Annotated in this window: 7 protein-coding genes and 1 pseudogene; 3 read left to right on the top strand and 5 right to left on the bottom strand. The window is 64.5% G+C overall.

Annotated features, from left to right (window positions below):
- Together PMN64_RS40360 and PMN64_RS40355 are read right to left on the bottom strand one after the other, a co-directional pair.
- Positions 1 to 610 (bottom strand): annotated as a pseudogene (locus PMN64_RS40360) (Fe-S cluster assembly protein SufB); the annotation flags it as partial.
- 94 nt (positions 611 to 704) lie between these two features.
- The gene (locus PMN64_RS40355; protein WP_411784767.1) at positions 705 to 1,862 is read right to left on the bottom strand and encodes a cysteine desulfurase family protein; all 1,158 of its coding nucleotides are present in this window, start codon (positions 1,860 to 1,862) and stop codon (positions 705 to 707) included.
- 460 nt (positions 1,863 to 2,322) lie between these two features.
- On the opposite strand from PMN64_RS40355, the gene PMN64_RS40350 reads away from it, so the two are divergent.
- Positions 2,323 to 2,970 carry an alpha/beta hydrolase gene (locus PMN64_RS40350; RefSeq protein WP_016843213.1) on the top strand — a complete coding sequence of 216 codons (648 nt, stop codon included), beginning with the start codon at positions 2,323 to 2,325 and terminating at the stop codon, positions 2,968 to 2,970.
- 187 nt (positions 2,971 to 3,157) lie between these two features.
- On the opposite strand, the gene PMN64_RS40345 is transcribed toward PMN64_RS40350, so the two are convergent.
- From PMN64_RS40345 to PMN64_RS40335, 3 genes are all read right to left on the bottom strand, one after another.
- Complete coding sequence (locus PMN64_RS40345; RefSeq protein ID WP_304500099.1) at positions 3,158 to 3,487, bottom strand: DMT family transporter; 330 nt, start codon at positions 3,485 to 3,487, stop codon at positions 3,158 to 3,160.
- A gap of 3 nt (positions 3,488 to 3,490) precedes the next feature.
- A complete protein-coding gene (locus PMN64_RS40340) occupies positions 3,491 to 4,168 on the bottom strand; it encodes a glutathione S-transferase family protein (protein ID WP_411784766.1) in 678 nt (225 codons plus the stop codon).
- Positions 4,169 to 4,250: 82 nt separating this feature from the next.
- The gene (locus PMN64_RS40335; RefSeq protein ID WP_411784765.1) at positions 4,251 to 5,354 is read right to left on the bottom strand and encodes an anhydro-N-acetylmuramic acid kinase; all 1,104 of its coding nucleotides are present in this window, start codon (positions 5,352 to 5,354) and stop codon (positions 4,251 to 4,253) included.
- 151 nt (positions 5,355 to 5,505) lie between these two features.
- Between PMN64_RS40335 and tyrS the strand changes: the two genes are divergently transcribed.
- Positions 5,506 to 6,759, top strand: a complete 1,254-nt coding sequence (tyrS, locus tag PMN64_RS40330) for a tyrosine--tRNA ligase (protein ID WP_411784764.1) — start codon at positions 5,506 to 5,508, stop codon at positions 6,757 to 6,759.
- Positions 6,760 to 6,872: 113 nt separating this feature from the next.
- Positions 6,873 to 8,123 carry an MFS transporter gene (locus tag PMN64_RS40325; RefSeq protein WP_411784768.1) on the top strand — a complete coding sequence of 417 codons (1,251 nt, stop codon included), beginning with the start codon at positions 6,873 to 6,875 and terminating at the stop codon, positions 8,121 to 8,123.
- The last annotated feature ends 834 nt before the right edge of the window (positions 8,124 to 8,957 follow it).

Genomic DNA, 8,957 nt, shown 5'->3' with positions numbered 1-8,957 from the left:
CAGCCGAATTCAATGTCGCGAAGTAATTGTCCGAGGTCGGCACCACGGTGCCGAGATATTTCTGCACCAGCTCGGCATGCTCGCGGATCGCCTCCGAGATCGGCATGAAGATCACGCCGGCCGCCTTCAGCTCCTTCTGGAAGGTGGTCGCGACCGAGACCGAATCGAACACGGCATCGACCGCGATCTTGCGGTTCGGCGTCTGCTCGCCACCGGGCGGCGGCTCGACGCCCTCGAGGATCGCGACCTCGCGCAAGGGAATGCCGAGCTTCTCGTAGGTCTTGAGGATTTCCGGATCGATCTCGTCGATCGAGGACAGCGTCTTCTTCGGCTTCGGCGCCGCGTAGTAGTAGATGTCCTGGTAGTCGATCTTCGGATAGTCGACGCGCGCCCAGGTCGGCTCGGTCATGGTCAGCCAGCGGCGATACGCCTCCAGGCGCCATTCCAGCATCCAGGCCGGTTCATTCTTCTTTGCGGAGATGAAGCGGACGGTGTCTTCCGACAGCCCCTTCGGGGCCTTGTCGGACTCGATCAGCGTCTCAAACCCATATCGATACTGGTCGACGTCGATGCGCCGGACGCGCTCGACCGTCTCTTGTACAGCAGGCATTCAATCCTCCGCTCGCGGTTTCAAGGACCGCGGTGGATATCAAGTTCCGAAAATCTCGTACGATGCTTTGTTGACGAAATCCGCTTAGAACAGTTCAAGCTGTGTTTCGTCGTTCCCCCTTAACTAAGGTATCGGCGAGCTTTCGCCAAGCCTTGAGGGTCAAATCCACGTCTGTCTCCGTGGTAGACCAGCCAAGACTGAGCCGCACCGCTCCCTGGGACACCTCCGTACGGTATCCCATTGCCTCCAGCACGTGGGACGGCTGGACCTTGCCCGACGAACAGGCGGAACCGGACGACACCGCGATTCCCCCAAGGTCGAACCCGATGACCGCCGTCTCAGCCTTCATTCCGGGCGCCGTGAACAGGACGGTATTAGGCAACCGCTTGACGTCATCGGAGAACACCAGCACGTCCGGCGTCTGCCGCAGCCCGTGCTCGAGCCGGTCGCGAAGCCCCCTGACGCGGGCCGCATCAGGCTTCAGCGCCGCCATCGCGGCCTTGGCGGCCGCACCGAACCCGGCGATGCCGGCGATGTTCTCGGTCCCTGCCCTCCGCCCGAGCTCCTGCCCGCCGCCGCGCAGAAACGCCCCCAGGCCCTCGACGCCCTCGGCGAGCACCAGCGCGCCTGCGCCCTTCGGTCCGCCGATCTTGTGCGCCGACAACGTCACCAGGTCGGCCTGCGTCGAGGCCAGATCGAACGGGATCTTGCCGAACGCCTGGATCGCGTCGACATGCAGCAGCCCACCAGCCGCATGGACGATTGCGGCGACATCAGCCACCGGCTGAATGGCACCGGTCTCGTTGTTCGCCAGCATCACCGAGACCAGCGCCGGCGGACCGTCGGCCAGCAGCGCGCGCAGATGGTTGAGATCGATCACACCGGCACGCGTGACATGGATTGCGGCGGTCGCCTCCGTCGCAAACCGACCACCCGCGAGCACGGACGCGTGCTCGATCGCCGACACCAGGAGCCGCTGCACCGGCGCGCCCGCGGCGCGGCGCAAGCCCGGCGTCAGCGCGAGCGCATTGGCTTCGGTCCCGCCGGACAGAAACACCACGTCCTGCGGCCGGCTGCCGACCGCCTTCGCCACGGCATTGCGGGCATCCTCAAGCAGCCGTCGCGCCCGCCGTCCCTCGCTGTGCACCGAGGACGGGTTGCCGATCAATTCCCACGCCGCGGCCATTGCCGCCTTCGCCTCCTGGCGAAGCGGCGTGGTGGCATTCCAGTCGAGATAGACACGATCGTCCATGGACCTATCCGCGGCAACCACCGTGGTTGCGGCCTTCACTGCGACATAACGACAGTTGAAGACCGAGACCAGATCAGACGTCACCGGCACGGGAGATTTTTCACGCGCGCCAGGAGCCTTGCTGCCGCGAGACACGGCGTTCGCGGTCCCCCGAGCGCGATAGCATGATGACAGACTGAAACTTCAGGTAGCCTTCGAAGCAATCCGGCCGTGTCGATCCGGATCGCCGCCGCCGCGTCGGCAACGCGCGCAACGCGACGCGGATTCGCGACCGCCAAGTGGCACAATTTCCTTGATTTTTGCCCCTTGCGTCATGCTAGAAGGCCCCCAGCGTGCCGCGCGGCGGTGCCTGCGCCGATTTCATCACGAACTGCTCTGTTCGCGAACCGTCGCTGAAGATGGCTCCAACCGGTTGATTGATCGACGTCAATCAAGGGAACGCGGCAATCAAGGGAACACAATGCCTGAAGTCATTTTCACCGGCCCTGCTGGCCGCCTCGAGGGCCGCTACCACCCGGCCAAGCAGAAGAACGCGCCGATTGCGATGATCCTGCATCCGCATCCGCAGTTCCACGGCACGATGAACCACCAGATCGTCTACCAGTGCTACTACGCGTTCGCGCATCGCGGCTTCTCGGTGCTGCGCTTCAACTTCCGTGGCGTCGGCCGCAGCCAGGGCTCGTTCGATCACGGCACCGGCGAATTGTCCGACGCCGCGAGCGCGCTCGACTGGGCGCAGGCGATCAATCCGGAGGCACGCGCCTGCTGGGTTGCGGGCTTCTCGTTCGGCGCATGGATCGGCATGCAGCTTCTGATGCGCCGGCCGGAGGTCGAGGGATTCATCTCGATCGCGCCGCCCGCCAATCTCTACGACTTCTCGTTCCTTGCGCCCTGCCCGTCGTCGGGCCTGATCGTGCACGGCGACAAGGATGCCGTGGTGCCGCCCAAGGACGTCAACACGCTCGTCGAGAAGCTGAAGACGCAGAAGGGCATCGTGATCGACCAGCAGGTCATCCCCGGCGCCAACCACTTCTTCGACGGCAAGCTCGAGCCGCTGATGGAGACGGTGACCGGCTATCTCGACATGCGTCTCGCCAACGTGCGCTGAGCCGCGCTGCTGTATTTGTAGCCCGGATGAAGCGCAGCGAAATCCGGGACCACTCTCACCGCGGATAAGCGCTCGGCTCCATCCGGGCTACGGATTCCACGTAGCCCGCATGAGCGAAGCGACATGCGGGTCGCGGCCGACAAGAACCCGGATATCGCTGCGCTCATCCGGGCTACGGTCGCTACTCTCATTCCGGCGCCAGCTTTAGCGCCGCAATCCCGATCAACACGAGCGCAATCCCTGCGACCTTCATCGGGTTGAGCGCCTCGTTGAACAGCAGCACGCCCATGGCCAGCGTGCCGGCCGCGCCGATGCCGGTCCACACCGTGTAGGCGACGCCGACGCCGAGCACTTGCAGCGCGCGTCCGAGCAGGAACACGAACGCGGCGAGCAGCAGCAGCGAGACCAGCGTCCAGCCGAGCCGCGTATAGCCTTCGGCATATTTCATCGAAATCGCCCAGCCGACGTCCAGCAGGCCGGCGACGACGAGCGCGATCCAGGCAACCGAGTGCGACATGGCTTACGCGGCAAGCTTCAGCATATGCGCGCGGTGGCCGACCAGGAACGCGTGCAGCAGCGCCGGATAGTCCGGCGACACCGCGCTGCGTACGCTCGGCCGCTGTGCCAGCGCGCTGCGCCAGGCGCGAAGTTTTGGCGTGTGCGTGAAAACAGCGAGATCGGTCAGCTGGTCGAACAAATCGAAATAGCGGAAGATCGGCGCGAACACCGCATCCACCAGGCTGAAATTCTGCTCGGCGAAGAACGGACCGGCGCCGAGCGCAGCCTCGACGCGCGCGAATTTCGCCGCGACCGCCTGCCGCTTGCTCTCGAAGGCCGCGGCATCTGTCGCGGTCTCGAGCCCCCGGAGATCGCCGAGAATGGCCGAGCCGAACTCCATCCAGGCGCGATGCTCGGCGCGCGTCAGCGCGTTCTCCGGATGCAGCTTCGCCCCCGCCTGCGTCTCTTCGATGTACTCGCAGATCACGTTGCTCTCGAACAGCGCGACCTCCTTGCCGTCGTCGCGCGTCACCACCAGCACCGGCACCTTACCGAGCGGCGAGATCTTCAGGAACCAGTCCGGCTTGTTGGCGAGATCGATGTCGATCCGCTCGAACGGCACGCCCTTTTCACGCAGCGCGATCACCGCGCGTTGCACATAGGGGCAGAGCTTGTGGCTGATCAGTTTCAGGGCGGCCATGACGAACCTCGCGTTCAATGCAACTGCATCGAATTAAATGCAACGGCATGGAATTGTCAAGGTAGATGCATTTGCATCTAAATCACGGTCGCGCGATAATGCCCCCGGTCATCGGGATCGGCACCCCCGTGGTGGCGGGATAGCTCAGCGGCAGGCCCTTCATGCCGCGCGCGGCAAGGAAGCCGAACGCCTGCGCCTCGATCGCATCCGCCGCCCAGCCGAGCGCCTCGGCCGGGTCGACGGTCGCCGGCGCCAGCCGCTCGCGCAGCATCCGCATCATCGTGAGGTTGGAGGCGCCACCGCCGCAGATGATCCAGCTCTTCGGCCGTTTCGGCAGCAGCGGCACGACGCGGGCGATGGCCGCGGCAGTGAAGGCGGTCAGCGTCGCGGCGCCATCGGCCGGCGCCACGGCGCCGAGCTTGAGGCTGGCGAAGTCGTTGCGGTCGAGCGATTTCGGCGGCGGCAGCGCAAAGAACGGCAGCTTCAATGCCTGTGCGATCCAGGCCTCGTCCGGTTTGCCCAGCGCGGCGAACTTGCCGGCGGTGTCGAACGGCTGGTGCATCTGACGGAACATGAAGTCGTCGAGCAGCGCATTGCCCGGCCCGGTGTCGCAGGCGATCAGCGTGTCCGTGCCGTCGATATAGGTGATGTTGGAGACGCCGCCGATATTGACGACGACGATCGGCCCCTCGCGGTTCAGCGATTGCACCAGCGCGCGGTGGTAGACCGGCACGAACGGCGCGCCCTGCCCGCCGGCCTCGACGTCGGCGGCGCGGAAATCGTGCATCACCGGAATGTGGATCACCTTGGCGAGCGCCAGGGCATCGCCGATCTGCACCGTCAACCTGCGCTCGGGGCGATGCAGCACGGTCTGGCCATGGAACCCGACGATGTCGATATCCTGGGCGGAGATCCGGTGCTGCGCCGTGAAGCTGGCGACCGCCTCGGCATGGGCCGTGGTGACGGCCTGCTCGGCCTGCCGCAAAATCCCCGGTCGGGCGTCGCGCTGCGACAGATGAACCGCCTCCGTCAGCGCCTGGCGCAGCAGGCTGCGCTCGCCTTCGGTATAAGGCCGATAGCCCGTGGGCCCGAAAGACTTGATCTGACGGCCATCGGTCTCGATCAATGCCACGTCGACCCCGTCGAGCGAGGTACCGCTCATCAGACCGAGTGCCGTTAACATCATGTTGGAAGCGCCCCAGCCGGGAACCCCCGGCTTGTCTCAAACAAGTACATCCTATAATGCCACTGCGCGTTCGCCTGCGGCAGCCTCAGCGCCAAGGTTCCGCAAATTGATGCAAAAACCGTAAAAACAGAATGAGCTGGCTGGCCGACAAATGACTGCATTTAAATCGGATTTCCTGAACACTTTACAGGAACGCGGCTTCGTCCACCAGTGCTCCGATTTCGAGGGCCTCGACGCGCTTGCCGCGAAGGGCCAGGCGACCGCCTATGTCGGCTATGACTGCACTGCGCCGTCGCTGCACATCGGCAACTTCCTCACCATGATGATGCTGTACTGGCTGCAGCAGAGCGGCAACAAGCCGATCACCCTGATGGGCGGCGGCACCACGATGGTCGGCGACCCCTCCGGCAAGGACGAGACGCGCGCAATGCGCACGGTTGCGGAGATCGAAGCCAACAAGGCCTCGATCCGCGGCGTGTTCGCCAAGGTGCTGCGCTATGGCAATGGGCCTTCCGAGGCCATCATGCTCGACAATGCCGAGTGGCTGACCAAATTGAACTGGATCGAGATGCTGCGCGATATCGGCCGCCACTTCTCGGTCAACCGCATGCTGACCATGGACTCGGTGCGGCTCCGGCTCGAGCGCGAGCAGGAGATGAGCTTCATCGAGTTCAACTACATGGTCTGCCAGGCCTACGACTTCGTCGAACTGTCGCGCCGCGCCGGCTGCCGGCTGCAGATGGGCGGCTCCGACCAGTGGGGCAATATCGTCAACGGCGTCGATCTCGGCCGCCGCATGGGCACGCCGCAACTGTTTGCGCTGACCACGCCGCTGCTCACCACCGCCTCCGGCGACAAGATGGGCAAGACCGCCAAGGGCGCGGTGTGGCTCAACGCCGACCAGTTCTCGCCCTACGATTTCTGGCAGTACTGGCGCAATGTCGAGGACGCCGACGTCGTCAAGTTCCTCAAGCTGTTCACCATCCTGCCGATGAGCGAGATCAGCAAGCTTGCGGCGCTGGCCGGCGGCGAGATCAACGAGGCCAAGAAGGTGCTGGCGACGGAAGCGACCGCCCTGCTCCATGGCCGCGATGCAGCGAACGAAGCCGCCGAGACCGCGCGCCGCACCTTCGAGGAAGGGGCGCTCGCCGAAACCTTGCCGACGGTGGAAATTCCGCGCGGCGAATTTGAAGCCGGCGTCGGCGTGCTCGTCGCCTTCGTCAAGGCCGAGCTCGTCGCTTCCAACGGCGAAGCGCGCCGGCAGATCAAGGGCGGCGGCCTGCGCGTCAACGATGCTGCCGTGACCGACGAGAAGATGTTGCTGACTTCGGCCAATCTCACGCCGGAAGGCGTGGTGAAACTGTCGCTCGGCAAGAAGCGCCACGTCCTGCTGAAGCCTGCATAGGCGCATTCGCATTTGTCGGTTGCAGGGAGTGCGGAAAGCGCGCTCCCTGCCTGAGCGCGATCAGCAAAAGCGGACTTCCGGTCTTGCGTCCGATCGCGCTCGAAAAGAATGCGATGGACCAGCAGACCACGCCTCCGAACGACACGCTTGCAACGCCGGCGAAGCAGTCCCGCGTCGCGCTGAACGTGCTCGCGCTCTGCTTCGTGCTGTCGGTGCTTGGGCGCGGCCTTAGCGACAGCTTCACCGTTTTCCTGAAACCGATCTCGGAAAATTTCGGCTGGGACCGCGCCTCTGTGGTGTCGGTCTACTCGCTGACCTGGCTCGCCAGCGGCCTGACCGCGCCACTGGTCGGACGCCTGTTCGACCGCTCGGGTCCGCGCGCGGTCTATGCGCTGGGCCTGTCGCTGCTCGGTTGCGCATTCCTCGTTGCTTCACGCGCGCAAGAGCTCTGGCAATTCCAGCTCAGCGTCGGACTCTGCGTCGGTTTCGGCACCGCGCTGATCGGCAATGTGTCGAATTCGATCCTGCTCGGCCGCTGGTTCGGACCACGCCTGCCGACCGCGATGGCCGTGATGTATTCGGCGACCGGCGCCGGCCTCTTGCTGCTGTTGCCGCTGTCGCAGGTCTTGATCGACCGGATCGGCTGGCGCGAGGCCTATCAGGTGTTCGGCATCGGCGCGCTCTGCCTGCTTGTTCCGCTGGTCTTTCTGCCGTGGCGGCTGCTCGCCGGCGGATCGCCGCATATCGTCAGGAAGGCGGAAAGCAGCTTGGCCGACGAAGGTTGGACACTGCTCAGCGCGATGCGCCACCACGCCTTCTGGGCGCTGTTCTCCACCTTCTTCTTCACCGCGATCGCGATGTATGCGCTGACCGCGCAGATCGTCGCCTATCTGATCGATGTCGGCTTCCCGCCGCTACAGGCGGCAACCGCCTGGGGCTTCTCCGGCGTCGCGCTGTTCGTCGGCATGCTCGGCGTGTCCACCCTCGACGGCATCATCGGCCGCCGCCCCTCGGTATTGTTCAGCTACGGCGTCTCGATCCTCGGCATCATTCTGCTCTGGCTGCTGCAGTGGTATCCGAACTACTGGCTGCTGACCGGCTTCATCATCTGCTTCGGCAGCATGATCGGCTCGCGCGGCCCGCTGATCACCGCGACCGCGCTGAAGATCTTCCGTGGCGAGCGCGTCGGCACGATCTACGGCACGATCATGATCGGCAGCGGCCTCGGCTCCGGCCTTGGCTCATGGGGCGGCGGCCTGATCCACGACTGGACCCACAGCTACAATCCGCTGATCGTCTTCGCGCTGGTCAATGTGGTGCTCGGCCTGATCCCGTTCCTGGTGGTGCCGGCGCTGCGGCGGTAAGTTCGTGACCTGCGCGTCCGCTTACCCCGCGAAGGCGACGTGGAATCCGGCATGAACGCCTGCCGGCCTCGGGCCAACGCCTTAGGCCAGCGCCTTGGGCCAACAGGCGGCATTCGCGAAATGAAACAGGCCGCCAACTGCAGCGGCCCAAGTCGATGGCTCCAATTCCTTGATTGCGAGAACCGGCTCGAGCGGTCTTGTAAGCCACGGAAGTCGATCCTCTAGTCCGGTACTGCTAGTCGCAGCGACGGACCCTCCGGACCGATCCGTCGTCGCGCTCGATCGTGACGGTGCGGCATCCGCGATATCCGCGATCATATCCGTAGGCGCGATAAGCGGGTCGATCGTAGTCTCGGTAGTAACGGGGCTCCGAGCCCACTCTTACGCCGCCGAGCGGAGTATCAACGGCAACCTGAGCTGAGGCGGGTGTAATGGAAATCGGCGTGGCCATCGCGAAACCGGCTACCGCCAGTACACCAGCCAGTAACAGCGTTCTCATGAGAGTTCCTCCTGAGTTATTGAATTGCTCTCCAACATCCCAGATAGGGCAAGGTTCCTGCGCGAACTTGATCCGGACAGCCGGCCGCTCAGACTTGGTGGCAGCCTCGGATGAATGCGGAGAGAAACCCGCCGCCGCGCGCATTCCTGAACCAGGCAAATGCAACCGAGAAGTCGGTCGGGGGTCGAGAGCGAACTCGGCGCGGAGCAAATAACCCCGGGGGGCCGGCAAGACAGATATTGTCGCATGTATCGGCTCGATCTAGTGTCCTGAACCAGAAGTTCGCAACATCGCGTCGTGTTTTGGCGGGGCATTGTAGCGGCAGAAGCGCTCGA

The organism is Bradyrhizobium sp. UFLA01-814, assembly GCF_046718885.1.
GTDB classification, from domain to species: Bacteria; Pseudomonadota; Alphaproteobacteria; order Rhizobiales; family Xanthobacteraceae; genus Bradyrhizobium; species Bradyrhizobium elkanii.
This window is presented reverse-complemented; position numbering and strand designations above follow the sequence as displayed.

What these genes read in the sequence shown, in the direction of transcription:
- PMN64_RS40355 (WP_411784767.1), bottom strand. Translation starts at nt 1,862, where the DNA reads ATGGACGATCGTGTCTATCTCGACTGGAATGCCACCACGCCGCTTCGC.
- PMN64_RS40350 (WP_016843213.1), top strand. Translation starts at nt 2,323, where the DNA reads ATGCCTGAAGTCATTTTCACCGGCCCTGCTGGCCGCCTCGAGGGCCGC.
- PMN64_RS40345 (WP_304500099.1), bottom strand. Translation starts at nt 3,487, where the DNA reads ATGTCGCACTCGGTTGCCTGGATCGCGCTCGTCGTCGCCGGCCTGCTG.
- PMN64_RS40340 (WP_411784766.1), bottom strand. Translation starts at nt 4,168, where the DNA reads ATGGCCGCCCTGAAACTGATCAGCCACAAGCTCTGCCCCTATGTGCAA.
- PMN64_RS40335 (WP_411784765.1), bottom strand. Translation starts at nt 5,354, where the DNA reads ATGATGTTAACGGCACTCGGTCTGATGAGCGGTACCTCGCTCGACGGG.
- tyrS (WP_411784764.1), top strand. Translation starts at nt 5,506, where the DNA reads ATGACTGCATTTAAATCGGATTTCCTGAACACTTTACAGGAACGCGGC.
- PMN64_RS40325 (WP_411784768.1), top strand. Translation starts at nt 6,873, where the DNA reads ATGGACCAGCAGACCACGCCTCCGAACGACACGCTTGCAACGCCGGCG.